Genomic DNA, 26,524 nt, shown 5'->3' on the forward strand with positions numbered 1-26,524 from the left:
TGCGCCTCGATTCATGTGGCCCGGACGCTCAGCGACCGGTGGTGCCGGGCGCGGAGCCGGTGGGCTGCGCCGGTCCCTGGCCTGCCAGGACCAGGTCCTTCGCCCTGCGGAACTCCTCGTCCGTGATGTCGCCGCGGGAGCGGATCTCGGACAGCTTGGCGAGCTCGTCGACGCTGCTGGTCCCGCCGGCCGCGGTCTGCCTGATGTAGGCGTTGAACTCCTCCTGCTGCGCACGCGCCTGGGCGACCTCCCGGCGCCCCATGTTCTTGCCGCGGGCGATGACGTAGACGAACACGCCGAGGAAGGGCAGCACGATGGTGAACACCAGCCAGCCCGCCTTCGCCCACCCGCTCAGCTGGTCGTCGCGGAAGATGTCGACCACGATCCGGAAGAGCAGGATGAACCACATGATCCACAGGAAGAACCAGAGCATGCTCCAGAAGACGCTCAGCAGGGGATAGTCGTACGCCAGGTAGGTCTGTGCGCTCATGTCTCTCCTCCGTCCCGGGCCCCCGTCCCGCCGCCGTTGCTGTCCTCAGCGTGGACGGGACTGGGGCCGCGTGGCCTCACCCGGCGCGGGTGAACGGGCGCCACCGGGCCACCGCCCGGTACCAGGCGGTGGAGGCGACGTACTCACCGAGAGCCAAGGCGGAGACGGCCACCAGGAAGACGGCGATCAGCCAGGAAAGAAAGGTGAAGACGGGGCCCAGCGGGCCGAACTCGGCCAGGCTGCGCTCCATGGCCGCGGGCAGCACCGCATGGGCGGCCCGGCTCAGCAGGACCGAACCCCCGCCGGCCAGCACCGCTCCGGGCAGCAGACGCGTCCAGCCGATCCGGCCGCCCAGCAGCAGATGCTGGGACCACCACCACAGCAGCGTCGCCGAGAGCAGGGAGAGCACCAGCCCGGTCAGAGCACCGGCGCCGAATCCGTCGCGCAGCGGCGCCTGGAGCAGGAGGTAGGCCAGCCAGACGACCAGCCACAGCACCCAGCGCCAGACCGCGGTGCGCACCGGCGCGCGCGGCAGATGCCAGCACCGCTCGCACACCGCCTGGAGCGCCCGGCTGAACGCGGTGGCCGACACCAAGGTGACGACCACGCCCACGGCCCCGGTGGTGTTGCTGGTCGGGCCGGTGGCGGAGAAGACCTCGCGCAGCTCCTCGAGGGTGTCGCCGCGCACCCCCAGCACCGTGCGGAGGGAGTCGGCCAGCAGGTCCTGGAGCCAGCCGGGGGCGAATGCCGCGACGGTCATGAGCAGGGGCAGCGCGGTGAGGAACGCCTGCGCGGCGAGCCGCACGGAGCCCTCGACGACGTTGAGTGCCGTAAGACGAGACACCAGCCGGGCCGCAGCTCCGGACCGCAGACTCTCCATCAGCGCGTGAGCGTGTACGCGCGGGACGCCGGTCGTGTGCGGAACGCGCGCCGGCCTCGGGATTCTCCGACCGCTGCGACCGAGGCTCACGGGGCCGTCCGTTCCGCGCCCGGGCCGGGCGGCGAATCGGCCGGTACGGCCGCCATCCCGCGGATCGCCAGGGTGATCAGGTCGGCCATGGCCCCACCGGCGGCCCGTGCGCGGTGGTCCGCCGGCAGCCACGCCATGGACTCGGTTGCTTCGGGTTCCCTCCCGCGCCGACCGCGGCGCGGGGCACCGGCCGGAGCGGCGGTCGTGGCGGCTGCCGCACCGGAAACCGGGTGCGGCGTCATGCCGTCGCGTCGGGGTCCGGCCCCGGAGGAAGCGTCTTTCGCAGCGCGGCACGCCATGCCAGGGCGACCGCCACCTCCGCCACCCCCAGCAGGACGAGCCACAGGCCGAGCAGCCGGGTCAGGGCGCGGGCCGACTCGGTGGGGAAGGCGAGCACCACGATCCCGGCGACGATGCCGAGCAGGGCGGCGGCCGCGACGACGCCTCGGTGCGGCAGGGACGTGACGGAGATCGCCGTGTAGAGGGTGAGGATGCCGGACACGAGCCAGACGGCCCCGGTGATCAGCGAGAGTGCGGCGATCGTCTGCAGCGGGTTGCGCAGGCTCAGCACTCCGGCCAGGACGTACAGCACGGCCAGGAGCAGTCCCGGCAACCGCTCGTGCCCCTCCCGGCCGAAGACGGCCACGAACCGGAACGCGCCGGTCACCAGCAGGTACAGGCCGATGAGGACGGCCAGGACGTGCAGGGTGGCGTCAGGCCAGACCAGCACCAGAATCCCCGGCACGAGGGTCGCCAGAGCCGATGCCAGCAGCCAGGTCCAGGAACGGCCGAGCCGCGCGAGTTCCTCCGCGGGGTCGCCGGTCGGAGAGTCACCCGCCCCGTCGGGCCCGTACGGCTGCCCGGCACGCGATACCGGTTCACGCGACATGGTCATGGCTCCTCCTCGCGTGATCAGCCGTCGCTCCGAGAGCCGACGGGACGGGTGAAGGGGGTGCACCCGACCGGTCCAGGGTCACGCCGGCCGCTCGGTGACCGGCTCACCCACCACGGGTGAGCCGTCGACGCCGCCGTGGCGGTGAGCTGGAGGCCCCCGGCGCCCGGCTGATCCGGCGCCCGGCCGGACGGAACGAGACGACATGAGCGATCCGAGCACAGCCCGGACGGACCGCGCCCGGCCCGGGCCCGTGACACGGCCCCCGGAAGCGGTCGGCGGTCATCCCGCTCCGACCCCCGCAGCACCGCCGTCGGACCGCTCCTCGACAGCACCGTCACGCCGACCGTGGCGTGCTCGTCCAGCGGCAGCGGCCGGCGCCGGGACACCGGACAAGGAGGCGGGACCATGACCGTGCCGAGCGTTTTCACCGCGTCGCTGCCCCCGGCCGAGCGAGCCGCCCACGGCAGGGAGGCACGGCGGCGGGCGCCGCGTTCGTCGCACGGCTGGTACGAGCCCGCACCGCAGCGGCTCGACCCCGTCGAGGTGGTGGAGCGTCAGTCGGCGGAGCGCGTACCGGAGTTGGTGCCGATCCGCTACGGCCGCATGCTGGAGTCGCCGTTCCGTTTCTACCGCGGCGCTGCCGCGATCATGGCGGCCGACCTGGCGCCCCTGCCCGACACCGGGCTGCAGGTGCAGTTGTGCGGGGACGCCCACCCTCTGAACTTCCGGCTGCTCGCCTCGCCCGAGCGCCGTCTGGTCTTCGACATCAACGACTTCGACGAGACGCTGCCCGGGCCGTTCGAGTGGGACGTCAAACGGCTGGCGGCCGGTTTCGTGACGGCGGCCCGGGCGAACGGCTTCTCGCGCAAGCAGCAGAACAGCACCGTGCGGGCCTGCGTGCGGGCCTACCGGGAGCGGATGCACGAGTTCGCCGGGATGCGCACCCTGGACATCTGGTACGCGCAGGACGCCGCCGACCGGCTACGGGAGCTGATGGCCTCGGCGATGGACGAGGAAGAGGCCCGCCGTACCGCCCGCGCCACCGAGCGGGCCCGCACCCGCACCCACCTGAAGGCCTACGCCAAGCTCACCGAGATGACCGATCAGGGTCGTCGTATCACCCCCGACCCTCCGCTGATCACCCCGCTCGACCAGCTGCTGGACGACCCCTCCGAGGAAGGGCGTGAGAAGCAGCTGCGCGGCCTCGTCGACCAGTACGCGCAGACCCTTCCGTCCGAACGCCGCCATCTGTTGCGCCGCTACCGTCTGGTGGACATGGCCCGCAAGGTGGTGGGCGTCGGCAGTGTCGGCACGCGCTGCTGGATTCTGCTGCTGCTCGGCAGGGACGACGACGATCCACTGCTGCTGCAGGCCAAGGAGGCCGGGGAGTCGGTGCTGTCCGCCCCCACGGGCGGCGACCGGTACGACAACCAGGGGCGCCGGGTGGTGACCGGACAGCGGCTGATGCAGACGACCAGTGACATCTTCCTGGGCTGGACGAGTGTCGTGGGCCTCGACGGGCAGGACCGGGACTTCTACGTACGCCAGCTGTGGGACTGGAAGGGCATCGCCCAGACGGAGACCATGGGGCCGGACCTGCTCGACCTCTTCGGACGGCTGTGCGGGGCGTCCCTGGCGCGGGCGCACGCCCGCTCCGGCGACCCCATCGCCCTCGCCGCCTACCTCGGGACGAGCGACCGCTTCGACCGTGCGCTCACCGAGTTCGCCCAGTCCTACGCCGACCAGAACGAACGGGACTTCGCGGCGCTGGAGGCCGCCCGCCGCTCCGGCCGGATCAGGGCGGAGCAGCGCTGAGCGGACCGCGCCGCTCACCTCGTCCCCTCACTCGGGCAGCTGGCGCATCTCCAGGACCCGCAGTCCCAGTGACTGGCACCTCGCCAACAGGCCGTACAGGTGCGCCTCGTCCACGACGGGGCCGAACAGGACGGTCTGGCCGGCCATCACCACGTGGCCGAGCTCCGGAAAGGCCTTGGCCAGCGTTTCCGACAGGTGTCCTTCGACGCGGATCTCGTAGCGCACGAGCTGTTCTCCCACGGAGTGCGAGGGACGGGTGGACGTGCCCTTGGCTGCGATCGTCTCGCCCTCGTGTCGGTTCGGGCCTCACCCGGTACAGGTGACCGTGTCACGCAGGTCGGAGATGGTCGATCAGTGGGTCAGGACGATCTTGAAGGTGATGATCAGCAGGCCGAGCACCAGGTTGACCGACGCGGTGGCCGCCATGAGGCGCGGCGAGGCGCCGGCGTGTCGTGCCGCGGCCAGGGACCAGCCCACCTGGCCCGCCACGGCGACGCACAGGGCCAGCCATCCGGCACCGCGCACGTCCATGCCCAGGAGCGGGCTGACGGCCACCGCCACGGCCGGCGGGACGGCGGCCTTGACGATCGGCCACTCCTCCCGGCACACGTGCGCCACGACCCGCCGTTCCAGAGGCTGTCGCGCGAGACGGGCCCCGAACAGCTGGGCGTGCACGTGCGCGATCCAGAACACCACGCCGGTGAGCAACAGCAGCAGCACCAGCTCGGTGCGGGGGAAGGAGCCCAGGGAACCGGCGCCGATCACCACGGAGGCCGCGAGCATGGATCCGTAGACGCCGCCGGTGTAGTCCTCCCGCGATTGCCGGGCCTTGGCCGTGCCGGTCCTGAGTCTCGACACCGGTGACTCCCTCCGGACTCAGTGCGTCGAACCGGTGGCTTCGGCCGGGGCATCGGCGTCCGGCCGCCGCGTCCGGCTCTCCCGTGCGGCCGGCAGGTGGTGAGTGACCAGGAAACTGGCGAGGGCGATGCCGCCCGTGGCCAGGATGGCCGCCTTCAGTCCGTCCAGTTGCGCGTCGGCGTAGGAGTCCGTGACGGCTTCCACCTCGGAGGCCGGCAGCCCGGCGCGCTCGGCGGCCGCGTGCACCTGGTCGGTGGGGACGAAGCTGATCCCGGCTTCGAGGGAGACGCCGACCTGTTCACGCGTCGCCTCGGACAGCTGAGGATGGGTTTCCACCTGTGCCGTGAAAGCGTGCGCCAGTGCACCGATCAGGATGGACCCGATGAGTGCGGTGCCCAGCGCGGAGCCCAGGTTCTGCGCCGTGAACTGCAGCCCTCCGGCCTCACTGCGTTCCTCCTCGCTGACGCTGGACTGGACGACGTTGCCCAGCTGCGAGGCGAGCAGGCCGACACCCACGCCCAGCAGGGCCATGGCGCCGGCGAACTGGGCGTCGTCGATGGCCGGCTCGATGGTGGCCAGCAGCCACACGATGGAACCCGTCAGGATCAGCAGGGCCAGCCGGACCACCCGGCGCGGCCCCAGGATCCGGCCCAGCGACGACCCCGACAGGGAGGTCACGAACATGGTCACGGACACCGGAAGCAGCCGCAGCCCCGTCTCGAAGGCGTCGAACCCCTGAACCACCTGCAAGTACAGCGGGATGGTGAAGAACAGCCCCAGCAGGATGAGGTTCTGGCTGAGCAGCGTCAGCAGCCCGGACCGCAGCACCGGCCTGCCCAGCAGCGACAGGTGGACGAGGGGGTCGGCGCCGGTGGCGTCGCGTCGCTGCTCCCAGTGCCGGAAGACGGCGAGGACGGCCGCCCCGGCCGCGACGACGAAGAGCGTGGGGGCGAAACCGAGGACGGTGAAGGGAGCGTTGCGGGGCTGCACCCACCCCCAGGTGCTGCTTTGCAGCACCCCGAGCACGCACAGCCCCAGCCCGGCCGCGGAGAGCACCGCGCCGACCCAGTCCAGGCGGGGACGCGGGCCGGCCTGGGCGGGCGTCGGGATCACCCGCCGGCACAGCAGGATCGCCACGACGATCACGACCTCGCCGGCGAAGACCAGCCGCCAGGTCAGATACGTCGTCACCCAGCCGCCCAGCAAGGGGCCGACCGCGATTCCGGCACCGGCGAGGCCGCCGATGACCGCGTAGGCGACCGCCCGGTCCTTGCCGCGGTACGACTCCGCCACGAGGGCGGCCATGGCCGGCAGCACCATGGCCGCCCCGAGGCCCTCGATGACGGACCAGCCCAGGGTGAGGACCCACAGCGTGGGCGCCACCGCGGTCAGTGCCGAGCCCACGGCGTAGACGACCAGGCCCAGGAGGAACATGCGGCGCCGGCCCAGGATGTCCCCGAACCTGCCCCCGATGATCATGAATGCGGCCATGACCAGGGCATACAGGGTGATGACCGCCTGGATGGCGGTCACCTCCGTGTCGAAGTCCTCGACCAGCTGGCTGACGGACACGTTCATGACGGAGGTGTCCAGGACCATCAGGAACTGGGCCGTTCCGAGGACGATCAGAGCCCGCCAGTGCTTCACGCTCGCCACCTCACCGGGTCCGTCCCGCTCAGCGGGCCGCGTCCATCTGCTCGTCGAGCGAGAGGGCGGCCGTGATCAGCGCGAGGTGGGTGAAGGCCTGCGGGAAGTTGCCCAGTTGTTCTCCCGTGGGGCCGACCTCCTCCGCGAACAGCCCTCCGTGACTGGCGTACGTGAGCATCTTGTCGAAGGCGTAACGGGCCTGCCCGAGCCGCCCCGCCCGGGCAAGCGCGTTCACGTACAGGAAGCTGCACAGCGAGAACGTGCCTTCGCTGCCCCGCAGTCCGTCCGGGGACGCCGCGGGGTCGTAGCGGTAGACGAGGCTGTCGGAGACCAGTTCCTCTTCCATCGCGTCCAGGGTGGACAGCCAACGCGGGTCGTTCGGTGCGATGAATCCGACGGAGGGCATCAGCAGCAGGGACGCGTCGAGCGTGGTGGCGTCGTAGTGCTGGACGAACGCCCGGCGGTCGGTGCTCCAGCCGCGCTCCATCACCTGGCGCAGGATGTCGTCCCGTGCCGTGATCCACCCGGTGAGGTCGGCGGGGCGGGCGAAGTCGCGGGCCATCCGGATGCCCCGGTCGAAGGCCGCCCAGCACATCAGCCGGCTGTAGGTGAAGTCCTTCTGCCCGCCCCGGGTCTCCCAGATGCCTTCGTCGGGCCGGTCCCACGCCTTGACCAGCCAGTCCAGCACCCCGGCCAGGGACTGCCAGCCGTCGTACGGCGGCGCCGAGGCGGCGTCCTCGACGGCCTGGGACAGGGCGAGGACCGCCTCTCCGTAGATGTCGAGCTGTAGCTGGCCCGCCGCGCCGTTGCCCACGCGGACCGGCGCGGACCCGCGGTAGCCCTCCCAGTGGTCGAGGACCTCTTCCGGCAGGTCCGGGTCGCCGTCGATCCGGTACATGATCTGCAGGGGCTCACCGCTGACCGTGCCTCCTGCCCTGATCCGCTCGCCCAGCCAGTCACGGAAGGCGTGCGCCTCCTCCAGGTAGCCGAGCCCCAGCAGGGCACCGACCGACATCGAGCCGTCCCGGACCCAGGTGTAGCGGTAGTCCCAGTTGCGCCCGCCGCCGATCTGCTCCGGCAGCCCCATGGTGGGAGCCGCGACAGGCGCTCCGGTGGGCGCGTAGGTGAGCAGCTTGAGGGTGATGGCCGCCCGGTTCACCATGTCCTGCCAGCGTCCCCGGTACCGGCTGCGGCGGACCCACGCATGCCAGAAGTCACGGGTCTGCTCGTACAGCGTCACCACGTCGGCCCGGCTCAGCGGTGGCGGAGCGGCGTCGTCCGGGTCCCCGACCGTCAGGACGACGGCGGCGAAGTCGTCCGGCCCCAGGGTCGCCTCGCCACGGAGGTCGTCGCCGTCCCCGCGCCAGGTCACCGGTCCGACGCTCTGCACCGTGGCCTGGGCGCCGGGCGCGTCGAATCGCGCGGCTTCCTCGGTGAGGTCCAGCCGGTGGCCGGCGCGGCCGTAGTCGAAGCGGGGGCGGCACTCGAGGGCGAAGCGGACCCGGCCGCGCGTGACCCGCAGGACGCGGACCAGCCGGTGCCGGCCTTCCGGTCGGCTTGTCGACTCCACCGGCATGAAGTCGACGACCTCGCCCACCCCGTCCTCCGCGAGGAAACGGGTCACGAGCACGGCGGTGTCCTGCAGGTACAGCTGGACCGGGGGCCGCGGGGTGTCGGCGCGGACGCTGAAGTGTCCGCCGCGGTCGTGGTCGAGCAGCGAGGCGAACACGCTGGGCGAGTCGAATCGCGGGGCGCACAGCCAGTCGACCGTGCCCTCGGAGGAGACGAGCGCGGCCGTCTGGAGGTCTCCGACCATCCCGTGATCGGCGATCGGGGGGTAGCGGCGCATCTGCGGGGCTCCTTCCGGCGGCATGTCCCGGTCGTCGTGGCGCGCCCGGCCTCCACCACCTTGGCCACGACCGGCCCGGGCCGGCTTCCCCCGTCGCGGGTGAGTCTCCGCCGGGCCGCCGGCAACCGGCCCCCGCCGCCCGAGGATGCAGCGGTCCCGGGCGCAGAGGACGCTGGGAGGACGTCCCGGTGCGCGAGGGAAGCGGTAGGTGATCTCCATGGCGGACGGTGCTGCCGGCCGACCGGTGGACGAGACGGCGGTCTCGATGCTGGACGCGTTGTTCGACCAGGCACCGATCGGGCTGCATCTGCTGGACGCCGACCTGCGGGTCGTACGCGTCAACACGGCGACTCCCGCGATGCGGGGCGTGCCCGAGGACGAGCTGGCGGGGCGCCCGGCCCGCGAGGTGTACGCCATGGTCGACACCGATGTCGAGGCCCTTCTCCGCGAGGTCCTGGACACGGGCGTGCCTCTGGTACGGCATCGTGTGCCGGCCCGCCTCGACGGGGTGCGGCACCACTACGAGGTGACGGCGCTGCGGCTGCGGAACCCGCACCAGAGGGTGCTGGGTGTGGCGCTCGCCGTGGTCGACGTCACCGACAGCGAGCGGAGCCGCGACCGAGCCCGGGTGCTCGACACCGTGCGCGTGCGTGTGGGCCGCACGCTGGATCCCACCGTCACCGGCGAGGAGCTCGTGGCCTCGTTGGTCCCCGATTTCGCCGATGTGGCCATCGTGGAGGTGGTGGACGCGGTGATCCGTGGCGACGACCCGCCCCTGGCTCCCCTGCCGCCGGGCACCCCCCTGATGCGCACCGCGTTCCGCGGCACCCGCACGCCCTCGCCCCAGGCCCACCCGGTCGGTGACGTGTGCACCCTGCCGGCTCCCACGCCTTTCACCCAGGCTCTGGCCGACCTGCACCCGCGGACGGTCGCGCTGGACGGCACCGCCCCCTGGTACTCCGTCGATCCCGCGCGGGCGGAGGCGATCCGCTCCTCGAAGGCCCACTCCCTGCTCGTGGTCCCCCTGGCGCTGCGCGACGCCGCGCTCGGCGTGGTCAGCCTCTACCGCACAGGGCAGTCGCCCGCCTTCGACGCGGGCGACCAGGAGCTGGCCATGGAACTGGCCGCCCACACCGCCCTGTGCATCGACAACGCGCGCCGCTACACGCGGGAGCACACCGTCGCGGCCACGGTGCAGCGGCAGTTGCTGCCCCGCCGCCCGGAGACCCACACCTCGCTGGAGGCCGCCTATCTCACCCTCACGGGCGCCGACCCCGGTGCCTGGTACGACACGATCGCCCTCTCCAGCGCACGCACCGCCCTCGTCGTCGGCAACGTGTCGGGCCGCGCCCTGAACGCCGCGGCGACCATGGGGCAGCTGCGCACCGCCGTGCGTTCGCTGACGGCGTTCGACCTGCCTCCCGACGAGCTCATGGCCCGTCTCCACGCGACCGCCGGTCAGCTGGCCGCCGAACGCGCGAGCCTCCCCGTCGGCGATCCGCTGCGCCGCGAGGCCCTCACCGCCGACTGCGTGTACGCGGTTCACGACCCCCTGTCCACCACCTGCACGCTGGCCGCGGCCGGCGCTCTCGTCCCGCTGGTCGTGCGCCCCGATGCCACCGTGCTGCTTCCCCGGACACCGGCGGGACCGCGCCTGGGCACGGCGCCGGACGCCCCCTTCGCGGCCACCGAGATCGAAGTGCCGGAGGGCAGCGTGCTGGTGTTCACCAGCGACCCGCTGCTCACCTCGTACCTGTCGGACGTCTCCGGGCCGCTGACTTCGGCGCCCCACTTCCGGGACCGCCCGCTGCAGGACCTGTGCGACGCCCTGGTGTACGCCCTCGGCGCGGGCCCGGGGATCGGCGCCGCGGCGGTGATCGTCGCGCGCACCCGGGCCTTTCCCGCCGACCGGCGTGCCGCGTGGCGGCTCGACGCGAGCCCCTCGGCCGTCGCCGTCGCCCGACGCCGTACCCGCGAGCAGCTCGCCGCCTGGGGCCTGAAGGGCGAGACGGCGGACGACACCCAGCTCATCGTCAGCGAACTCGTCACCAACGCCGTCCGCTACGGCACTCCTCCCATCGAGCTCCGCCTGATCCACGACCGGACGTTGACGTGCGAGGTCCGGGACGCCGGCTCGGCCTCTCCCCGCCTGCGGCACGCCGGTGTCGTGGAGGAGGGCGGACGCGGCCTGTTCATCACCGCCCAGCTCGCCCAGGCGTGGGGCACGCGGTACACGGCGTCGGGCAAGACGATCTGGACCGAGCAGACGCTGCCGCCCGCCGACTGAACGGCGGCAGCTCACTCTGCCGGCGGGACCGCCGACAGGGAGATCACAGCAGCCGGAGGTCCCGGGCGCGGCGCACCGCGTCACTCCGCCGGTTCACCGCGAGCTTCCGGTAGACGCTCTTGAGGTGCGTCTTCACCGTGTTCACCGACAGATAGAGGTCGGCCGCGATCTCCTCCGTCGACATCATCCTCGCCAGCCGCTCCAGCACGTCCCGCTCGCGTCCGCTCAGTTCCACCGCGACGAGCGGGGGGAGCGACGACTCCGGTCGCGCCCGCTCGCCGCCGGCCGGCGGCCCCGGCGTCAGCCAGCCGGCCGCCAGCTCGTGCAGCGCGGCCGTGGCCAACAGGGGCCGGATCCAGGCTCCGGCGTCGAGGAACGGACGCCGCAGCCGCTCGCGGCGGGCGTCCAGCAGCGCCCGCGCCACGAGCCGGTGAGCGGTGGCGGAGTCTCCCGCCTCCGCGGCGGCCTGTGCCCTCACCAGCGCCGCCCGCACGGTCACCGCCGGGCCCGTCCCGCCCTGGGTGTGGATGCTGTCGAGCAGATCGATGGCCTCCGCGGGGCGCCCTGCGGCGAGCTGGATGGCCGCGGCCTCCACGGCACAGGCCGGCTGGTCCGCGCCGACGCTCCGGAGCGCCTCGGCGGCCTCGTCCGGCCGTCCTTCGGCCAGGTGCGCGGCGGAGGTGACGACCGCTTCGTGGCTTTCCGCCCACGGCGAGGACACCGCACCGGAAACGGCCGCGTCCGACGCCTCGACGGCAGCTCGTGCCCGGCCCCTGACCAGCAGGAGACGAGCTGTGGCGAGGGCACGTCCCGCCCTCGGCACCGGATCGCGCGTGCCCGCCGGCAGTTCGGCCGTCTCGTCGAGCAGGGCCTGGGCCCGGTCCAGTTCGTTGCGGTCGACGGCCACGGCCGCCAGGACCAGCCTCCCGATGCCGGAGCCGGCCGACTGGGGCAGCCCGTCCTGCTCGGCCTCGGACACCGCCGCCAGGGCCTTGCGCTCCGCCCGGCCGGGCCAGCCGTTCAGATAGTCCAGCAGGGCCAGGTGAGACCTCGACTCCTCCCGGGGCATCGCGGTGGCGGCACCCTCGGGAGCACCGGCCACCGCGGACAGGGCGGCACGTGCCTCCTCGAAACGTCCGGCCCACAGCCGCACCGAGCCCAGATGGGTCAGCAGCAGTGCGGGCAGTTCGGGATGCCTGTCCAGAAGGTGCTGCGGGACCTCCCGGCCCAGTGCGTCGGCGGCTTCGACGGCCCTCTCGGCCTGGGGGAGGCATCCGGTCAGGCGGGCGGCGAGCGTCTCCAGCAGTGCGCAGCTCAGCTGGGCGGCCGCCCGGTCGGGCGCCTGGCCGGCCAGCTGTTCCTCGGCGTGGCGCAGGCTTGCCAGACCGTGGTCGAGGTCGTAACGGGCCAGCTCGCGAGCCGCCCGCACCAGTTCCGTGTCGGGGCTCCCGGCCCCGGGCGTCATGGTGGAGAACAGCTGGGCAAGGTCGTCCGTCGGCGCTCGCGTGAGGAGCCGGCCGATCGCGAGGTCGTCGACGAGGGCGCCCGCAGCGGCGTCCCAGTCGCCCGCCGCGGCGCCGTGCGCGACCGTCTCCGGCAGGAATCCGGAACTGCGCAGCCACTGTGCGGCCCGCCGGTGGAGTTCCGGCTCCAGCCCGGGCAGGCGCATGCGCAGATGCGCCCGGAGGATCTCCCCGAACAGCGGGTGGAGCCGGTACCAGGAGCGGCCGAGGTGCTCGACGAAGGCGTTCGCGCGGTGCAGTCCGAGGAGAAGGGGCTCGGCATCGGTCCGTCCGGTCAGCGCGTTGGCCAGCTCGGGACAGAACCGCTCCAGGACGCTCACCCGCATCAGCAGGTCCTGAGTCTCCTCCGTCTGCCCCTTGAGGACCTCGGCCAGCAGGAAGTCCGCGATCGTGCCCCGCTCCGCCTCGAACTCCTTCAGGTACAGCTCGGGATCGGCGTTCTCCCGGGCGGCCAGCGCGGACAGGCGCAGGCCTACGGCCCACCCCCGGGTGCGGTCCACCAGGGCGCGCGCGGCCGTCACCGGAAGGCTCAGACCGTGCAGTTCCAGCAGGGTGACGGCTTCCTCCGGGGTGAAGGCCAGCTCGGCGGCACGGATCTCCGTCAGCTCACCGGCCGCCCGGTAGCGGTGCAGCGGCAGCAGCGGTTCGGTGCGGGTCACGAGGACGAGGTGCAGCCCCCGTCCGGTGTGGTGCAGGACGAACTCCAGCTGCTCGGCGATCTCAGGTGCGCTGACGCGGTCGTACTCGTCGAGCACGAGGACCACGGGCCGGTCACGATCGTTCAGTTCGGCGGCGAGCGTGGTCAGCAGCCTGCCGTCCACCCGGGGCGGGTCCGCCGGGAATCCGGCCGGGCCGGCTGCCAGGGCGCCGGCGGCATGCAGGGCCTGAACGACGTAGGCCCAGAACACCTCTGGATGCCGGTCCCCCTCTTCGACGCTCAGCCAGGCGACCGGATGCCGCAGACCGGCCGCCCAGTCGGCGGCCAGCAGGGTCTTGCCGGCCCCTGCCGAGCCGTTGAGGAGGGTCAGCGGCGTGCGCAGCGCCTGGTCGAGATGGTCGACGAGCCGCTGCCGCCGCACGAAGGTGGCCGGCCTCGCGGGGACGGCGAACCTGGTGCGCAGGAACGGGTCGCCCAGGGGATCGGTGCCTGGAACGGACGGGTGCCCCAGGGGATCGGTGCCTGGAACGGGCGGAGCCGTGGGCTCCGTATCGCCGCTGGAAGTGTCGGCCACACCATTCACCACCCTCACCCCTGTCCGTCGGGACCAGATCACGGGCGGCGCTCCCCCACCAGCATCCCAGCCCTGCCGGCACGGCGCTCGGCGCACGGCGTCACAGGCCGTTCACCAGGCCTTGTGCACGCCGCTCAGCCGCGGATCACGTCCTGTTCCAGGTCGGGCCGGAACGCATGGAACGCGTCCTGGCCCGGCTGGACGACGCCGTAACTGTTCTCCGGTACCTCGTTCCAGGCGCCGGGCAGGTCACCCAGCGGCTCGGACACGACCAGGCGGGTGTCGTCGGAGACCTCCTGCAGGAACGCGGCGTCCGGGTGGAGTGCGCGCAGGGTCTCCACCCTGGTGCTGTAGAACAGCGACCGCGAGCGGCCTTCGCTGGAGTGGCGGAACGCCCAGACACGCTCGCCGTCGGCCACCGCGACGGTCATCTGCAAGGGGTGTTGCACGCCGTGCGAGTGCCCCGTCCTCTCGACGAAGGCCGCCATGCGCGCCACGGCACCGGGCGGATCGTCCGTCAGACCGAAGGTGAGGGCCAGGAAGAACATGAGTTCGGAGTCGGTGGACCCCTCGATGTCGGGGTACAGCGCCGGATCGACCGCCACAGCCAGGTCTCGGCGCAGGAGCCGGAAGTCGTTGATCATGCCGTTGTGCATCCACAGCCAGCGGCCGTGGCGGAAGGGGTGGCAGTTGGACTGCTGCACGGCCGTCCCGGTCGCCGCCCTGATGTGGGCGAAGAAGAGACCCGAGCGAACGTGGTGGGCGACCTCGCGCAGATTCCGGTTGTTCCAGGCCGGGCCCACGTCCCGCACGACAGCGGGAGTGGCCACGGACTCGTCGGCGTACCAGCCGATACCGAAGCCGTCGCCGTTGGTCGTCTCCACCCCCATACGGGAGTGGAGGCTCTGGTCGATCAACGAGTGCGACGGCTCGAACAGGACCTGGCTGAGCAGGACCGGGGTGCCCGAGTAGGCGATCCAGCGACACATCTTGGATCCCTCCGCTCCGAGGATCGACAGCGTCGGGACCGGCGGCGACATTCGATGCCTCTGCGCGCATGGGCGATGGCGTTCCGCCGTACCGCGGCGGGGACGGACTCGGAGGCGGCGAAGTGGGAGCGTCGTCCTTGCGAGTAACCACCAGTATCTCGTGCCCCGGCCCGCGGGGCACGTCGAGCCCGGACGGCGCGGACGCGCGGCCACGGATCGGACGCCTCGTGAGTCGAACGCGATGCCCGGTCAGATGCCACAGGTCGGAGCGGACCAGTAGGGCGAGGGGTCGAGCGCCACATGCGTGTGGTCATCGTGGTCCGGGTAGCCCGGGCCGAGAATCTCCGAGAAGCCGTGCGTACGGGCCTGCTGGGCGAGCCGGCACAGGCTCACCGAACCGGTCAGGTCGGCCGCGTCGCCGTACAGGTGGCGGCTCGTGGACGATCCGCCGACCGCACTGTTGCAGGCGTAGGAACGAAAGCCGCTCGATATCGTGATCGGCACGTCACCCAGCGCGTGGCGCATCGCCTCCAGTTTCCACATGGTCTTCAGCGCGTTGGCCTTCGCCGTGGCCGCGGAGACCGCGCCGCCCGACCAGTCGCCATTGCACTTGTTGAGTTCCGCGTAGCTGAAGTGGACCGGCGTGCAGTCCGCGTCCTGGAGGGAGTAGAGCTTGGCATAGGTCGCGGGGCCCGCCACGCCGTCGGCCGTCAGACCGTACGCCGACTGGAACTTGGCGACCGCCGCCGCGGTTCGCGCCCCGTACTGGCCGTCGTAGGACAGCCGCTCGCCGGAGGTGACCCATCCGGCGACCCGTATCTGCAGCTGTGTCACATCACTGCCGGACGCCCCCTGGGACAGGGTGCGGTTCCACGTGTAGCAGTCGTCGGCCGCGGCGGTACCCGCTCCGAAGCCCACCCCCACCACCACGCCTGACGCGATCATGACAAGCGAGGCGATCAAGCGTGCCACCCGTACGAACATTCCGGCCTCCCGACCGCACGTCCCGAAACAGCACCGACAAACGGATCGACTGCCACAGTGTGACCATCCACCGCTCAGCGTGAGGCCGGTCGGCTACGCGCGTCAACGGGCGCGAACTTCCGTCATTTGTCCAGACCTTGGTGGGGGGTGTATTCACGGTCGGACGGACAGGTCGGATGACCGAACGGCCGGGTTCACGCTACGGGCCGGTGCCCACCCGGGACTTGGCGCGCTCGGCGTGGAAGCGCAAGGCTCGCGGTGGGACCGACCCGGCGGTCGACCCCACCGCTCGCCTCTCGCCTCAAATCCGCCCGCCGGTCAGGCGGGTGATGGGACCGTGTGTGCGGCGCCCCGCACGACGGCCCGCCAGGTACGACGTGGCGCCCAGCGCCGACAGGCCCGCACCCACACCGGCGACGAGGGCCTTGCGGTGGGCGATCACCGTCCACGTGGTCTTGGCCAGCGCCGCCGCCTGCCCCGAGGCGTCGATGACAGCCCGGCGGCCGGCCTGGACGCGCTCAGCCGCGCTGTTCACGACCGCGGTGGCCGTCCCGGCCGCACGCTCCGTCGCGTCCACGGCCGCTGACGACGCGTCACCGACCGTCTCGGTCGCCTTGTCCGCCGCCTTCGACGCGGGAGCGGTCGCCTTCGCCGTGGCGCGCCGGGTCTTGGCGGAAGCGCTCTGCCCGGCCTTGGAATCTCGATTCGTGTCGCTGTTCGATTGGCTCATGTATTGCGCGTTGCCGCACACGGCGATGACAAACACGCTCGGTCGTCGCTGCCGGGCCGGGCGGTGGCAGCCGTGTCCAGTGACATTGCGCGGTGCTGGTCACCGATTCGCAACAGACGGTGCCGGGGTGATCGAATACGCCACGGCGTGGCTGAATATGGTCTCTCCAGCTCACGCGGTCACACAGGCGGCCGCGGCAACCACCCTCGGGGGACATCATGAAGGTCACGCATCGCCGCAGACAGAACGCGCTCCGGACGCTCGCCCTGAGCGCATGCGCGGCCGGCGTCCTGGCGCTCACCGCCTGCTCCTCCAACTCGCCGGACGGGGCCGCCGCGACAGCGGCCGCCACTGCCTCGCCGGCCAAGGCCGGCAACGGCGCCAAGGCGACCGCACCCGCCACAGCCGTGCCCGCCGGTAAGGTCTCGACGCCGCCCGCCTCCAAGGCGACCCCTCCCCCGGCGTCCCCCACCTCGTCGACCGCGAGCACGCCGAACGCTGCCGCCACCGGCGGCGCGGACGACGGCTGCGACCACAAGATGCCCATCTCGCCGGACGAGATCGCCGTCTACCGCTACACACCCGAAGGCGGCTCGCTGAGCCTGATCTTCCGGCACGGCAACTGGGGCTGCGGCACGCCCGATTCCGACGGCGCCCCGTTCGAGACCGTCGGCAAGGAAACCTATCTGCCGCTGGACCAGGCCGCGTACATCACCGTCACCAACCCCATCGTGACCAGCACCGAGAACCAGCACATCGGCGTCCAGGAGTTCCTGGACTGGCTGGAAGCACACCCCGACAGCGGTCTGGTCTTCCAGTACCACGTCGGTGCGGACGGAGCCATCGACAGCCTCGAGCAGGTCTTCACCCCCTGACGCGGACGCGGCCGGGATGACGCCTCAACGGGTCAGCCGGTACAGGGCGGCGCCATGCGCGGGCAGGTCGACGTGGAGGACGCGGCCGTCATGTGGCAGCTCGGTGTGGGTCCACAGCTCCCGCACCCGGTCGTCGGGCCGGGCGCCGACGGAACCCAGCGGCACGTCGATCCGCTGCGGGCTGTCGGCGAGCGAGAAGACCGCGGCGTAGCGGGTACGCCCGTCGGTGTCCGCGGCGGTCCACAGCACCAGGTCCCGCTCCCGGAGCACCTCGCGGTTGTCCCTGCTGTGCCACAGCACCTCGAGTGCCTCGTCGTTGGTGAGGAGGTCGATCGTCTCGCGTGGGCTGGTGGGCAGATCGCCGCCCGCCATCAGCGGGGAGCGGGAGATGAACCACAGGGTCAGCAGACTGATCTGCTCGGCACGGGTGAGCCGGGACATGCGGTCCTCGCCCCGCTCGGCGCGGATGCCGATGTGGCCGAGGGGCAGCATGTCGGCGTCCGCCCAGCCGCCTTCGCCCTGCCAGGGCGCCCACCGGGCCATGCGGGAGAACTGCGCCGCGACGTCCTCCCACCGGTCCCACAGGTCGTCGCACACGCGCCACATGGTGGCGTTCTCCCGCAGGTGGTCGAGGTGCGCGAGGGAGACGTCGGTGCCCGGGGAGAGGCTCAGTTCGATGGGCCGGCCGCTGCGGGCCATCGCCCGGGCGTAGGCGCTGATCTCCCGCTCGTGGTAGGGGAAGAGCATGTCGTCGGCCTTGATGAAGTCGACGCCCCACTCGGCGAACTGGGCGACCTGGGAGTCGTAGTAGGCCTGGGCGCCCGGGTGGTCGTGGTTCAGGCCGTAGTTGTCGGAGTTCCAGGGGCAGACCGAGTCGGTGTCGGCGATCTCGTCGGCGGTGAAGTCGGTGCCCGCCACGGGCAGTCGGGCGGTGACGGCGCGGCGCGGGATGCCGCGCATGATGTGCAGGCCGAACCGCAGGCCGAGCTCGTGCACGCGGTCGGCCAGCGGCGCGAACCCCGCGCCGCCCGCCGCCGAGGGAAACCTGTTCGGGGCGGGCAGTTGGCGCCCGTGGTCGTCGAGGACCAGCGGGGCGTCCGGGTTGTAGCCGTGGGCGCGGGCCGTGGGCTCGTACCACTGGATGTCGACGACGACGGTGTCCCAGCCGTGGGCGAGCAAGTGCTCATGCATGAAGCGCGCGTTGGCGAGGACCTCCTCCTCGGTGACGGTCGTGCCGTAGCAGTCCCAGCTGTTCCAGCCCATCGGCGGACGCAGGTGTCGTGCGGGGATCGGGCGGGCGGATCGGGTCATCGGCGATCGTTTCCTGTACGGGTGTGCGGAACGGGGGGCGGATGTCGCTGCGAATCCCTACGTCACGCATGATCGCACCAGGCGCATTTCGCGTGGCCGGACGGTGGTCCGGCACCCGGCGGCTCCGCATCGGGCCGGTGGGGTGTGTCAGTGGTCCGCGCAGCACGGGGTCGGCTCCGGTACCTCGAACGGGACCAGCACTCCCCCAGCCGCCGGCAGCGTTGCCAGGACGAGTTCGCCGCCCTGCCACTGCGGGCGAACGTGATCACGCGTCACCAGCACCGTGCCGGGAGCGGGCGGGCCGGAGGTGCCCAGTACCGTCACGCGGTCGATCGCTGAGCGTGTGAGCAGGTCCGCGATCGTCAGGGTGCCGGTGACGGCGGCAGCCCCCGGGTAGAGGACCGCACGCCCCACCGGGTCGGGCAGACCGTCGCGCACCTCGTGGCCCCGCACGGCGAGCCGCTCCCGGACGGTGCTCAGGAGCGGCTCGGACGGCACGGCCAGGGAGAGAGCGACGCGCGGGCGGTCTCCCCGCACCAGGTGCGTGCAGCCGAACACGCCCTCGGGGAGGGCGAGTTCGGTGGCCAGCTCCTGGAGCAGGTGATCGCCCGCACGCAGCTCCCGGACGCCGGGGTCCAGCGTCAGTGCGAACCGCGTCACGACGGCAGGACCCAGATCGGGTTGGAGTAGAACCACAGGTCGAGCCACGGGTCGGCGTCGCCCACGACGTCGACGGCCGGGCCCGCCGGGTCGACGGCCGCGCCCATCGCCCCGACGGCGCTCCGGTTGCCGTCGCTGCCGCGCAGCCGGACGTACAGCGGCCGGTCGACCCGGCCGAGCCGGTAGGTCAGCCGGACGGCACCGGAGGACTTGTCCACCTCGTAGGAGCGGACGACCTTCGCCGTGGGCGCGGTGAACGTGTCCTTGTCCGCGACCGGCCCGGTGACATCGCCCTGGATGACGTCGACACGCGCCAGTCTGGGCAGGTAGCCGGCCCAGTTGGGGCCGCCCGCGAGCGCCGCGTCGACCGTGAGCGTGACGTTCGTGCCCTTCTTCACGTGCAGGGCGCCGCCCAGCGTGGCCCACCGGCCGCCGCCCGCGACCCTGGCGTCCAGGCCGTCGAGGAGCTGTCCGTGGTCGACCCAGACCCGGCCCGCGCGGATGCCGTCCATGACCGCGGCGTAGGAGAAGCCGTCGGCGCCCACGTGGGTACGGCTGTACTGGCCGGGCCAGTAGTCGCCCTGAGTGATGTCGATCTTGCCGCCGTAGACCGGGTCCTCGTAGCGGCCGTTGGCGTTGAAGTCCCCGCCGGGTCCGCGCACCGCGGTGTCGGCGTAGACCTGGTGGCTGTCGCTGTTGGCGGTGATCCACCACGGCTTGCCCTCGGCGAGGAGGCTGTCCCACAGTCCGCCGACGGTGGCGGTCATCCAGTCGAAGCCGCCCCAGGTGCGGTAGCTCTCCAGGGGGTAGCCGGCGAAGGAGTTGGCGCTGGGGCTGTTGTCGTAGATGCCGCGGGCGCGGGCCATGCCCAGGGGCGCGGGCAGTCCGGCGGCCTGGTGGCCGGGGGCGCCCTCGAAGCCGACGGCTATCTGGCGGCCCGAGCCGGTGGCGTCCCGCCAGCCGCGGATCTCGTGCGGGGAGTCGACACCGCGCCGCGCCGGGTGGTTGGCGAGCATCAGCGCGTCCTTCACCTTGCGCCGCCGCACCTGCTCGGCCAGGAAGTTCAGGCCCGCGACGGCCAGCGCCTCGTTGGCGGGCGTGGAGTCGCTCGCGCTGTTGACGCTGCCGTCGTAGTCGGTCTCGAACTGCTTGAGGACGGCGACCTCGTTCTTGCCGGGGTGCACGAAAACGGTGCCGTGTTCGGCGGCCGGGATGTTCCACTCCAGGCCCTGGAAGACGAGGGTGTCCTCGTAGGCGGCGCGGGCCTGTCTGATGTCCGGGTTCACCTTGTCGACGCCGATCTTGGCGTGCGTGGCGCTGCCGTGGTCGGTGATGACCATCCAGTCCAGGCCGTGCCGGGCGCCCTGGCGGACCTGGTCGACGACGCGGTACTTGCCGTCGCTGCTGTACTGGGTGTGGATGTGGTGGTCGCCGGCCAGCCACAGGAAGCCCTTGGACCGTCGGCCACCGGAGGCGGGGGCGGCGGCGGCCGGCGTGGTCGTGGCCAGGACGTTGCCGGCGGCAAGTCCCGCACCGAGCAGCCCGGCCCGGCGCAGCAAGGTGCGGCGGGACTGCTGCTCGGGGGTGAGGGCCTCGTCGGGCACGGAGGTGTCGAAGGCCGCGGGCAGGACGGCAGCCGCCTCGTGCGGGTGGCCGTGACCGTGGTCGTGATCGTGACGGTGGTGGTGATGCCCGTGTCCCATGACGCCTCCTGGTTGCCGCTGCCTTCCGCGGCTGCCTTCCGCCGCGCGACCGCGCCGCGTGTGTGGAGGATCAAGGTGATAGATGAACGAGGACCGAGCGGCAGGTGACCGCCGGGCACCCCACACGCGGCAGATCGCCACACCTGCCCCGGCAAGACCAGCGACCCGCCTCCAAGTCTTCAACTCCACAACAGCACACGGGACTTGTGCTGCCGCACCTCTTGACGGCCTTGGTATAGACCTTTAGGTTCACCAGCCAGCGGACTTCCCATGCATGCAACCCCTCAACACATATGTGAACCCCGCGTTGATCCCTCACCGGCTGACGCACGCGCTCCGCGGCCCACTTGGAAAGGACCGACCAGACGATGAGCACCGTCAGATCCGCCTCCACCCGCACACTCCTGCGCGTCCTGCTCCTGCTCGCCACGCTGCTGGGCCTCGCGACCGCACCGCCCGTCGCGCGGGCGAGCACCACCGCGACCCCGTTCAAGGTCCTCGCCCTGTACAGCGGCACCTACGACGCGGCGCACATCGACTTCGACAAGGAGGCGAACGTCTGGTTCCCGCAGCAGGCGGCTGCCAACGGCTTCACGTACACGGCCAGCACCAACTGGGACCTGCTGGCCAACGGCGGGGTCAACGCCTACCAAGTCGTGCTGTTCCTCGATGATCTGCCGCAGACGTCAGCCCAACGCGCCGGTTTCGAGGCGTACATGAGAGGCGGAGGCGGCTTCATGGGCTTCCACGTCTCGGCGTTCACGACCGACGCGGCGAGCTGGTCCTGGTACCACAACACCTTCCTCGGCTCGGGCAACTTCGCGTCCAACACCTGGGGCCCGACCGCGGTGACCCTGAAGGTGGAGGACCACACGAACCCTGCCACCGCCAACCTGCCGGCCACCTTCACCTCATCGGTCAGCGAGTGGTACAGCTGGTCCAGGGATCTGCGGCAGAACCCGGACATCAAGATCCTCGCGTCGATCGACCCCAGCAGCTTCCCGGTCGGCACCGACCCCAACCAGTCCTGGTACAGCGGCTATTACCCGATCCTGTGGACCAACACGAAGTACCGGATGCTGTACGCCAACTTCGGCCACAACGCGATGAACTACACGACCAACACACGCCTGTCGTCGACCTTCGCGAGCGCGACCCAGAACCGGTTCCTGCTGGACGGGCTCAAGTGGCTGGGCGGGAACGGCACCACGACCCCACCGACCGGCGACCAGATCTCCGAGACCGCCTGGCACACCCTGCGCAACGCCGGCAACGGCACGTGCGTGGACGCCCGTTCGGCCGCCACCGCCAACGGCACGGCGATCCAGCAGTACGCCTGCAACGGCACGACGGCGCAGCACTACCAGTTCCGGAGCACCGACAGCGGATACCTGCGGATCACCGCCCGCAACGACCCCGCACAGGTGATCGACGTGACCGACCGCTCGACGGCGGACAACGCGCCGTTGCAGCTGTGGGCCTACTCCGGCGGCACGAATCAGCAGTGGCAGCCGGTGCGCGAGACGAGCGGGCTCTATCACTTCGTCGCCCGGCACAGCGGCAAGTGCCTGACGGCCGCCGCGGCGGCGACGAACAGTGTCCAGCTCACCCAGCGAACCTGCGACGGTTCGGCCGCGCAGGCCTTCCAACTCGCCGTGCAGTCCTGAGCCCCGGCTCGGCGACACCGAAGCGGCTGACCCGTTAATCGGTTGCATGCCGCCGAGACGTTGTGTGTGATCCTCGGCCATGACGATGGTGCTGAGCACGCCGACGGCCGGCCGAGTCCGCGAAGCCATGGCGGCGTTGCGGGAGTGGCAGTACGACGAAGCGCCGATGCAGCTGCATCCCGGCGACATCGGCTGGAACTACCGGTTCGGAACAGCTGAGACGGCCGCGGCGATCCGCACCTGGAGCCGGGACGGACGGATCCTCGCGGTCGGGATGCTGGATTCGCCGACGTTGGTGCGGATGACGGTCGCTCCCGACGTCTTCCAGGACGAGGACCTGGCGCGGCAACTCGTCAACGACCTCTCGCTGCCTGAGCGCGGCGTGCTGCCGGAAGGAGCCGTGTCCGTCGAAGCGCCGCGGGGCCTGCTGCTCCACGACCTGCTGGCCGAGGAGGGCTGGGGTGTCGACGAGCCGTGGACACCGCTCTTCCGCGACCTCGCCGAGGCGGTGGAGGACCCCGGTGTGCCGATCAAGGAGATCGGCCTGGAACAGGCGCAGGACTTCGCGGACGTCCTGCGGTCCGCGTTCAACACCACGAGGCCCACGCGCGACTACCGTCACGGGATGTCCGCGGCACCGTTCTTCTCCGAGGCCCGCTGTCTGGGCGCGCACGACGACCACGGCAACCCTGCGGCGGTGGTGACGGTCTGGTCGGCCGGTCCCGGAAGGCCGGGACTGGTCGAGCCGATGGGCGTCCACGCGGACCACCGCGGCCGCGGCTACGGCCGGGCGATCACCCTTGCCGGGGCAGCCGCACTGCGGGAGATGGGCTCGTCGAGTGTGCGCGTGTGCACGCCGAGCGCCAACGTCGGCGGCGTCGCCACGTACAAGGCGGCCGGATTCACGGCCATGCCTGAGATCGCCGACCGGATCCGCAAGGTCTGAGGAAGGGTTCCGTGACGCGGTGTCCGAGCGTCAGGGGGGCGAGGTCGATCTGCAGCCAGCACCCCCGCGCCCACGATCAAGCGCCCTGCTGCCTACGCCGGTTCCGATGCCGCACACCTGCCGGTGCCCGGCATCGGAACCATCCGCAGTGCTCCCCTCGCGTCATGATGCCCGCCCGACGTCCGCCCGCGCATTGCCGGTCCCCGGCAGAGTTCACTAAGGTCTGCATGCCGGTGAAGCGCTAAGAAACCGTCACCGGCGCGTCAGGATTACGGGGGCGGCGTGGCGGAGCGGGAGATACCCGAGCACTATCTGGACGGCTATGCCCGCATCCTGGCGGACGTCTCGGCCACCGGCCGCCGTCTCACCCGCGCGGAGATCGAGTCCCGGCGCGCACTCGGCGAACAGGCCGCGGACGCCGGCCACGGTCTGCGCGCCTTGGTCGTCACTCACCTCGCGGCGGCCCGCGCCGCCTGGCCGGGTGCGCCCGGCTCGGCCGACAGCACACTCGCCGCCGTACAGCAGGTCATCGACGCCTTCGCCGAAGGCTACGAACGCGCCCAGCGCCTGGCGGTACGTCAGGAGGAGGCCGCCCGCCGGGAGTTCATCGACGACCTCCTCTACGGCCGCAGCGGCCTGGGCCGCCTCGTCGAACGTGCCGAGCGCTTCGGGCTGCGCCTGGCCCACGCCCACGCCGTGGCCGTCGCGCAGGGCCCGGCCGCCTACAACGAGGGCGGGGCGGTGCCCCGACAGGTGGAGCAGGCCCTGACCACCCGCTTCGGCAACCGCAACGTCCTGCTCACCACCAAGGACGGCCGGCTCCTGTGCATCGCCCCCGGCCACGAGGACGAGATCCTGCCCTACTTCGCCAAGCAGGCGCACGCCGCCACCGACGGTGGCCGGGTCGCGATCGGACGCCCGCAGCCGGGTCCCGGCGGGGTCGTCCAGTCGTACGAAGAGGCCCTCAGAGCCCTGGAACTGGCGGAGCGTCTCGACCTCGACCAGCCGGTCCTGCACGCCACCGACCTGCTCGTCTACCCCGTCCTCACCCGGGACCGGCAGGCCATGGCCGACCTCGTGGTGAACGCGCTCGGCCCGCTCACCACCGCCCGCGGGGGCGCCCAGCCCCTCCTCGACACCCTCACGGCCTACTTCGACTCCGGCTGCGTCGCCGCCGAGGCCGCCCGCCGCCTCTCGCTGAGCGTGCGGGCCATGACGTACCGTCTGCAACGCATCCACCAGCTCACCGGCGCCGACCCGTCCGACCCGGCCCACCGCTACATGCTCCAGACCGCCGTCATCGGCGCCAGGTTGCTGGACTGGCCGAACATGGAGCTGTGACCCGCTCGAAGCGAGGCCCGTGGAACAGGAGGGAGGCGACGATGGCGTACGACGAGGGGTTGGCGGAGCGGATCAGGGAGCGGCTCGGTGCGGACCCGGCCGTCACCGAGAGGCGGATGTTCGGCGGGGTGGCGTTTCTGTACGACGGCAACATGGCCGTCGGCGTCACCGGAGACGACCTCATGGTCCGGGTCGGCCCCCACGCGACCGACATCGCCCTCGCCCGGCCGGGCACACGTGTCTTCGACATGACCGGCCGCCCGATGCGCGGCTGGGTCGTGGTCGACGGGGCGGCGGTCGCGGAGGACGACGCGCTCGGTGCCTGGCTGGACGAGGGACGCGCCTTCGCGGCGAGCCTGCCGCCCAAGTAGATCGCCGCTCGACGACAAGCCCCGGTCAGCGAGCGCGGTGTTCAGGGTCCGGTTCGGCTGGGGCGGCGACTTCGGTGACGCGGCGGTAGGCGGCTCGGGCGTGGTGGACGCGGGCCATGGCCGTGCCCACGAGGGCGGCGGTGCACAGGCAGGTGAGCCAGAAGGTGTCCCGGTACGAGGCCCAGGTGAGGGTGCCGGCGGGTGGAATCGCGAAGCCGTTGAGGAACACCCAGCAGAGCACGGCCGTGCCCGGGGCCGCGGTGAAACGGGCCCACAGGCCGAGCAGGGCGGCCAGCAAGGACAGCGCGGCCAGGGCGGGACCGGGGCGGTCCGGGCCTATTAGGGTGTTGTGCAGCGCCACGAGGGTCAGGGCACCGCAGCAGGCGGTGGCCCATACCCACCGAGTGGCGACGGGTCGGGGAACGGGCTTTGCCTCCGCGCTGAGGGACACCCACTCGATCATGCTGTCAGTTCCTTCCGCTCCAAGTGCCCGAACCGGCGCGCCGATAAGACACCGAGTGAGATCGGATTTCTCATGAGCGGCTCAGGCCCTGTGTCCGGATACCGGACCTACGGCCACCCGTCGGGGCCCGTGGATCCTACCCAGAAGGTCTACGAGAACCTCGTTCGCGAGCGCGGTGATGACGTCGCCGAGGCGCATCTGACGGCGCAGCACACACTTCCATCAGGCGGTGGCGCTGCTCGGCACACACCTCCGGTTGCCGGGCAGGGCGACCGCGTCCTCGGAAGGCCGCGGTCGCCCTGTGGGGCAGCGTGCTCAGGGTGCGTCGACGAGGGTCCGGCCGTCAGCGCGCAGGAGCGCGGCGACGGCACTCGCGTAGGCGGACTGGACGCGGGACCTCTCGGTCGCGTCGGGTACGGCGTTGGTGCATGCCGTGCCGGCGCTCGACCCCGACATCAGTTGTGAGCAGGGGCCGGGTTTGGTGTCCGGCAGGCCGAGGCTGTGGCCCAGTTCGTGGGCGGCGATCCGGGTCTTGTCGTACCCCTGGCTCACGGCCTGGCTGCCGAGTTCGACACGGACCTGCCGGCCCGGACGCACGGGGCCGAGGGTGGCCTGCGGCCAGCCCGTGGTGGCGACGATCACGATTTCGGCGCCGGCGCCGGGTGCCGCTTCCACGAGCCTGACGTTGCTCACGTTCGCGTTCCACGAGGCGACTCCGGCCGCGATCGCCGATTCCCAGCCGCCGGCGCGGCTGTCGTCGTAGCGAAGGGTCACCACTGCCGCCTGGGCGGTGGGCGGTTCACTCGCGGGGGCGGCGGTCGCGGCGCCCGCCATGGCGAGGACGAGCGCCGTGGCAGACGTTCCTGCCTTGAGCCATGTGCCGAGGGGCATTGCTGCTCCTTCATCCGTGGGGGGATT

24 protein-coding genes are annotated in these 26,524 nt (G+C 71.9%); 7 read left to right on the top strand and 17 right to left on the bottom strand.

The window, feature by feature from the left end; all coding sequences use genetic code 11:
- Positions 1 to 28: 28 nt before the first annotated feature.
- From EJC51_RS03365 to EJC51_RS03375, 4 genes are all read right to left on the bottom strand, one after another.
- Positions 29 to 490, bottom strand: coding sequence for an SHOCT domain-containing protein (locus EJC51_RS03365; RefSeq protein ID WP_126269608.1), 462 nt, complete (start codon positions 488 to 490; stop codon positions 29 to 31).
- A 76-nt stretch (positions 491 to 566) separates the two neighbouring features.
- Positions 567 to 1,370, bottom strand: a complete 804-nt coding sequence (locus tag EJC51_RS03370; RefSeq protein WP_126269609.1) for a ribonuclease BN — start codon at positions 1,368 to 1,370, stop codon at positions 567 to 569.
- Positions 1,371 to 1,456: 86 nt separating this feature from the next.
- A complete protein-coding gene (locus tag EJC51_RS47620; RefSeq protein ID WP_165951318.1) occupies positions 1,457 to 1,597 on the bottom strand; it encodes a hypothetical protein in 141 nt (46 codons plus the stop codon).
- Positions 1,598 to 1,698: 101 nt separating this feature from the next.
- Positions 1,699 to 2,355, bottom strand: coding sequence for an HdeD family acid-resistance protein (locus EJC51_RS03375; protein ID WP_166682818.1), 657 nt, complete (start codon positions 2,353 to 2,355; stop codon positions 1,699 to 1,701).
- 405 nt (positions 2,356 to 2,760) lie between these two features.
- On the opposite strand from EJC51_RS03375, the gene EJC51_RS03380 reads away from it, so the two are divergent.
- Complete coding sequence (locus EJC51_RS03380; protein WP_126269610.1) at positions 2,761 to 4,170, top strand: DUF2252 domain-containing protein; 1,410 nt, start codon at positions 2,761 to 2,763, stop codon at positions 4,168 to 4,170.
- Positions 4,171 to 4,197: 27 nt separating this feature from the next.
- Here EJC51_RS03380 and EJC51_RS03385 read toward each other — a convergent pair whose 3' ends face one another.
- The 4 genes from EJC51_RS03385 to EJC51_RS03400 all read right to left on the bottom strand — a co-directional run bounded on the left by EJC51_RS03385 (position 4,198) and on the right by EJC51_RS03400 (position 8,524).
- Positions 4,198 to 4,395 (bottom strand): hypothetical protein, encoded by a 198-nt coding sequence (locus tag EJC51_RS03385; RefSeq protein WP_059193549.1) that lies wholly within the window; start codon positions 4,393 to 4,395, stop codon positions 4,198 to 4,200.
- Positions 4,396 to 4,521: 126 nt separating this feature from the next.
- Positions 4,522 to 5,028 (bottom strand): hypothetical protein, encoded by a 507-nt coding sequence (locus tag EJC51_RS03390; protein ID WP_126269611.1) that lies wholly within the window; start codon positions 5,026 to 5,028, stop codon positions 4,522 to 4,524.
- Positions 5,029 to 5,046: 18 nt separating this feature from the next.
- Positions 5,047 to 6,684, bottom strand: a complete 1,638-nt coding sequence (locus EJC51_RS03395) for an MFS transporter (RefSeq protein WP_399583141.1) — start codon at positions 6,682 to 6,684, stop codon at positions 5,047 to 5,049.
- A 19-nt stretch (positions 6,685 to 6,703) separates the two neighbouring features.
- Positions 6,704 to 8,524, bottom strand: a complete 1,821-nt coding sequence (locus EJC51_RS03400; RefSeq protein ID WP_126269613.1) for a glycoside hydrolase family 15 protein — start codon at positions 8,522 to 8,524, stop codon at positions 6,704 to 6,706.
- Between the two features lie 217 nt (positions 8,525 to 8,741).
- On the opposite strand from EJC51_RS03400, the gene EJC51_RS03405 reads away from it, so the two are divergent.
- Positions 8,742 to 10,811 carry a SpoIIE family protein phosphatase gene (locus EJC51_RS03405; RefSeq protein WP_126269614.1) on the top strand — a complete coding sequence of 690 codons (2,070 nt, stop codon included), beginning with the start codon at positions 8,742 to 8,744 and terminating at the stop codon, positions 10,809 to 10,811.
- A 43-nt stretch (positions 10,812 to 10,854) separates the two neighbouring features.
- Here EJC51_RS03405 and EJC51_RS03410 read toward each other — a convergent pair whose 3' ends face one another.
- From EJC51_RS03410 to EJC51_RS03425, 4 genes are all read right to left on the bottom strand, one after another.
- Complete coding sequence (locus tag EJC51_RS03410; protein WP_126276788.1) at positions 10,855 to 13,503, bottom strand: winged helix-turn-helix domain-containing protein; 2,649 nt, start codon at positions 13,501 to 13,503, stop codon at positions 10,855 to 10,857.
- Between the two features lie 197 nt (positions 13,504 to 13,700).
- The gene (locus tag EJC51_RS03415; RefSeq protein ID WP_126269615.1) at positions 13,701 to 14,555 is read right to left on the bottom strand and encodes a class II glutamine amidotransferase; all 855 of its coding nucleotides are present in this window, start codon (positions 14,553 to 14,555) and stop codon (positions 13,701 to 13,703) included.
- 249 nt (positions 14,556 to 14,804) lie between these two features.
- Positions 14,805 to 15,539 carry a D-Ala-D-Ala carboxypeptidase family metallohydrolase gene (locus EJC51_RS03420; protein ID WP_126269616.1) on the bottom strand — a complete coding sequence of 245 codons (735 nt, stop codon included), beginning with the start codon at positions 15,537 to 15,539 and terminating at the stop codon, positions 14,805 to 14,807.
- A 301-nt stretch (positions 15,540 to 15,840) separates the two neighbouring features.
- On the bottom strand, positions 15,841 to 16,269 hold the full coding sequence (locus EJC51_RS03425; protein WP_126269617.1) for a hypothetical protein: 429 nt from the start codon (positions 16,267 to 16,269) through the stop codon (positions 15,841 to 15,843).
- A 218-nt stretch (positions 16,270 to 16,487) separates the two neighbouring features.
- Between EJC51_RS03425 and EJC51_RS03430 the strand changes: the two genes are divergently transcribed.
- Complete coding sequence (locus EJC51_RS03430; RefSeq protein ID WP_126269618.1) at positions 16,488 to 17,144, top strand: hypothetical protein; 657 nt, start codon at positions 16,488 to 16,490, stop codon at positions 17,142 to 17,144.
- A 24-nt stretch (positions 17,145 to 17,168) separates the two neighbouring features.
- On the opposite strand, the gene EJC51_RS03435 is transcribed toward EJC51_RS03430, so the two are convergent.
- The 3 genes from EJC51_RS03435 to EJC51_RS03445 form a co-directional block, all read right to left on the bottom strand.
- The gene (locus EJC51_RS03435; protein ID WP_244362452.1) at positions 17,169 to 18,455 is read right to left on the bottom strand and encodes a glycoside hydrolase family 27 protein; all 1,287 of its coding nucleotides are present in this window, start codon (positions 18,453 to 18,455) and stop codon (positions 17,169 to 17,171) included.
- Between the two features lie 147 nt (positions 18,456 to 18,602).
- The gene (locus EJC51_RS03440; RefSeq protein ID WP_126269619.1) at positions 18,603 to 19,115 is read right to left on the bottom strand and encodes a hypothetical protein; all 513 of its coding nucleotides are present in this window, start codon (positions 19,113 to 19,115) and stop codon (positions 18,603 to 18,605) included.
- On the bottom strand, positions 19,112 to 20,818 hold the full coding sequence (locus tag EJC51_RS03445) for a PHP domain-containing protein (protein ID WP_126269620.1): 1,707 nt from the start codon (positions 20,816 to 20,818) through the stop codon (positions 19,112 to 19,114). The genes EJC51_RS03440 and EJC51_RS03445 overlap by 4 nt, the downstream gene beginning before the upstream one ends.
- A 368-nt stretch (positions 20,819 to 21,186) precedes the next feature.
- On the opposite strand from EJC51_RS03445, the gene EJC51_RS03450 reads away from it, so the two are divergent.
- The 4 genes from EJC51_RS03450 (at position 21,187) to EJC51_RS03465 (ending at position 25,143) form a co-directional block, all read left to right on the top strand.
- Positions 21,187 to 22,485 (top strand): ThuA domain-containing protein, encoded by a 1,299-nt coding sequence (locus EJC51_RS03450; RefSeq protein ID WP_126269621.1) that lies wholly within the window; start codon positions 21,187 to 21,189, stop codon positions 22,483 to 22,485.
- 79 nt (positions 22,486 to 22,564) lie between these two features.
- On the top strand, positions 22,565 to 23,431 hold the full coding sequence (locus EJC51_RS03455; RefSeq protein ID WP_126269622.1) for a GNAT family N-acetyltransferase: 867 nt from the start codon (positions 22,565 to 22,567) through the stop codon (positions 23,429 to 23,431).
- A 282-nt stretch (positions 23,432 to 23,713) separates the two neighbouring features.
- Entirely contained in the window at positions 23,714 to 24,772 is a 1,059-nt protein-coding gene (locus EJC51_RS03460; protein ID WP_126269623.1) for a PucR family transcriptional regulator, read from the top strand.
- A gap of 41 nt (positions 24,773 to 24,813) precedes the next feature.
- Positions 24,814 to 25,143, top strand: coding sequence for a TfoX/Sxy family protein (locus EJC51_RS03465; RefSeq protein WP_126269624.1), 330 nt, complete (start codon positions 24,814 to 24,816; stop codon positions 25,141 to 25,143).
- Positions 25,144 to 25,168: 25 nt separating this feature from the next.
- On the opposite strand, the gene EJC51_RS03470 is transcribed toward EJC51_RS03465, so the two are convergent.
- Together EJC51_RS03470 and EJC51_RS03475 are read right to left on the bottom strand one after the other, a co-directional pair.
- Complete coding sequence (locus EJC51_RS03470; protein ID WP_126269625.1) at positions 25,169 to 25,606, bottom strand: hypothetical protein; 438 nt, start codon at positions 25,604 to 25,606, stop codon at positions 25,169 to 25,171.
- 315 nt (positions 25,607 to 25,921) lie between these two features.
- Complete coding sequence (locus EJC51_RS03475) at positions 25,922 to 26,497, bottom strand: snapalysin family zinc-dependent metalloprotease (protein WP_126269626.1); 576 nt, start codon at positions 26,495 to 26,497, stop codon at positions 25,922 to 25,924.
- Between the last annotated feature and the right edge of the window lie 27 nt (positions 26,498 to 26,524).

The sequence above is a fragment of the Streptomyces aquilus genome (assembly GCF_003955715.1).
In the GTDB taxonomy this organism is placed as follows: Bacteria; Actinomycetota; Actinomycetes; order Streptomycetales; family Streptomycetaceae; genus Streptomyces; species Streptomyces aquilus.

Coding starts and splice junctions, on each gene's coding strand:
- EJC51_RS03435 (WP_244362452.1), bottom strand. CDS start 18,455: ATGACCCGATCCGCCCGCCCGATCCCCGCACGACACCTGCGTCCGCCG.
- EJC51_RS03380 (WP_126269610.1), top strand. CDS start 2,761: ATGACCGTGCCGAGCGTTTTCACCGCGTCGCTGCCCCCGGCCGAGCGA.
- EJC51_RS03425 (WP_126269617.1), bottom strand. CDS start 16,269: ATGAGCCAATCGAACAGCGACACGAATCGAGATTCCAAGGCCGGGCAG.
- EJC51_RS03445 (WP_126269620.1), bottom strand. CDS start 20,818: ATGGGACACGGGCATCACCACCACCGTCACGATCACGACCACGGTCAC.
- EJC51_RS03365 (WP_126269608.1), bottom strand. CDS start 490: ATGAGCGCACAGACCTACCTGGCGTACGACTATCCCCTGCTGAGCGTC.
- EJC51_RS03420 (WP_126269616.1), bottom strand. CDS start 15,539: ATGTTCGTACGGGTGGCACGCTTGATCGCCTCGCTTGTCATGATCGCG.
- EJC51_RS47620 (WP_165951318.1), bottom strand. CDS start 1,597: ATGGCGTGGCTGCCGGCGGACCACCGCGCACGGGCCGCCGGTGGGGCC.
- EJC51_RS03430 (WP_126269618.1), top strand. CDS start 16,488: ATGAAGGTCACGCATCGCCGCAGACAGAACGCGCTCCGGACGCTCGCC.
- EJC51_RS03415 (WP_126269615.1), bottom strand. CDS start 14,555: ATGTGTCGCTGGATCGCCTACTCGGGCACCCCGGTCCTGCTCAGCCAG.
- EJC51_RS03475 (WP_126269626.1), bottom strand. CDS start 26,497: ATGCCCCTCGGCACATGGCTCAAGGCAGGAACGTCTGCCACGGCGCTC.
- EJC51_RS03450 (WP_126269621.1), top strand. CDS start 21,187: ATGAGCACCGTCAGATCCGCCTCCACCCGCACACTCCTGCGCGTCCTG.
- EJC51_RS03470 (WP_126269625.1), bottom strand. CDS start 25,606: ATGATCGAGTGGGTGTCCCTCAGCGCGGAGGCAAAGCCCGTTCCCCGA.
- EJC51_RS03455 (WP_126269622.1), top strand. CDS start 22,565: ATGACGATGGTGCTGAGCACGCCGACGGCCGGCCGAGTCCGCGAAGCC.
- EJC51_RS03405 (WP_126269614.1), top strand. CDS start 8,742: ATGGCGGACGGTGCTGCCGGCCGACCGGTGGACGAGACGGCGGTCTCG.
- EJC51_RS03375 (WP_166682818.1), bottom strand. CDS start 2,355: ATGACCATGTCGCGTGAACCGGTATCGCGTGCCGGGCAGCCGTACGGG.
- EJC51_RS03370 (WP_126269609.1), bottom strand. CDS start 1,370: ATGGAGAGTCTGCGGTCCGGAGCTGCGGCCCGGCTGGTGTCTCGTCTT.
- EJC51_RS03400 (WP_126269613.1), bottom strand. CDS start 8,524: ATGCGCCGCTACCCCCCGATCGCCGATCACGGGATGGTCGGAGACCTC.
- EJC51_RS03465 (WP_126269624.1), top strand. CDS start 24,814: ATGGCGTACGACGAGGGGTTGGCGGAGCGGATCAGGGAGCGGCTCGGT.